This is a genomic window from Pseudomonas sp. P5_B2 (genome assembly GCF_056400445.1).
The window spans coordinates 1-1,377 of record NZ_JBFULH010000895.1 but is presented as its reverse complement, the minus strand read 5'-3'; the positions used below and the strand labels follow the sequence as shown (position 1 = coordinate 1,377).

The following is a 1,377-nucleotide window of genomic DNA, read 5'->3' as shown; positions in this document are numbered from 1 at the left end:
GTCCGGGGGAACGGTGCCGGATGATCTGGTCGCATCGATCAGCCCCAGCCGCGTGGCGATGCTGGGCACCGACTGCAAACCCGCCCGTTGCATCAGCCTGGTGGGAGACGTCGGGGGCGAGGTTAAATGCTCGATTTACAACGAACGATCCAGCGTCTGCCGGGAATTCGACGCATCTTGGGAAAATGGCGAGGCTAACGTCGATTGCGACGCGGCCCGGGCAGCGTTCGGCCTTCCGGCCTTGCAACCGGAGTTCGATATGGCCTACGAACAAATCGCCTGAGGCTTAGTCTGGCTCGCGGTACATCTGCACTAACGTCGACGGATCCTTTTCCAGGAAGCCCTGGCTCCCATGCAGTCGCATCAGCTGTGCTGCCAACCCACTGAGTGGCGTGGCCGAACCCTGTTCGCGGGAAAACTTCACGGCGCTGTCGAGGTCTTTGAGCAGCGTGCGCACATGCCATTTAACCGGTTCGAATTGGCTTTCGGCCATTTGCGGGGCCAGGAACTGCAAAGGTTTTGAATCGGCAAAACCACCGGCCAGGGCCTCGGCGATCAATCGGGCATCAACCCCGGAACACTCAGCCAATGCCACCACTTCGGCGATGACCAGCGCATTACAGGCCACGATCATCTGATTGCACGCCTTGGTCACCTGCCCGGCCCCAACACCGCCCATGTGGGTAACCCGCTGCCCCAAGGCCAGCAACAGCGGACGTACTCGCTGCAGATCCCCGGCCTCGCCCCCCACCATGATCGCCAGGCTGCCGGCCTCGGCGCCGACCACGCCACCGGACACCGGTGCATCTAGCCAACTCATTCCGGTGGTGTCGAGCAACTGTTTGGCCATTTCTCGTGTGGCACTGGGTTCCAGGCTGGAAAAGTCCACCAGCAACTGACCGTTTTTTGCCCCCGCAGCCAACCCGGCCGAGCCAAAAACCACCTCACGTACCACCGCGGTGTCAGCCAGGCACAGCATGACGATGTCGGCGTGTAGACAAAGGTCAGCKGGTGTTGCCACTTGCCGGGCACCGACCTCAACCAGCGGCGCGCACTTGGCCGGATTGCGGTTCCACACGGTCAACGGATAGCCCGCCGCTAACAGGCGCCGGCACATTGGCAAGCCCATCAGACCGATCCCGGCGAACCCCAACGAAGGTAGCGTTGACATCATTTAGCCTCCTTTTGATTAAAGAACGCCAAATAATGGCCGATTCATCCTGACCAAGGAAAGGATTCCCCCACTGCTGCTCAGGCAAGTCCCTGAGACTTGGGCCAAATACGCGCAGAAAAAAGACGCGAGCCCCCATTCCGTGAATCCTGAACAAGGACACCCAGCGCTTCTCCAGCCCGGACTGGAAAATGAGTCACTCGTAC

General features: G+C 60.5%; 2 protein-coding genes. One reads left to right on the top strand and one right to left on the bottom strand.

Annotated features, from left to right (window positions below):
• Positions 1–283, top strand: a 283-nt coding sequence (locus tag AC1DRJ_RS27795; protein ID WP_477804969.1) for a YkgJ family cysteine cluster protein, incomplete at its 5' end; no start/stop codon positions are given.
• 3 nt (positions 284–286) lie between these two features.
• Here AC1DRJ_RS27795 and AC1DRJ_RS27790 read toward each other — a convergent pair.
• Positions 287–1,174, bottom strand: coding sequence for an NAD(P)-dependent oxidoreductase (locus AC1DRJ_RS27790; RefSeq protein ID WP_477804968.1), 888 nt, complete (start codon positions 1,172–1,174; stop codon positions 287–289).
• Positions 1,175–1,377 lie beyond the last annotated feature (203 nt).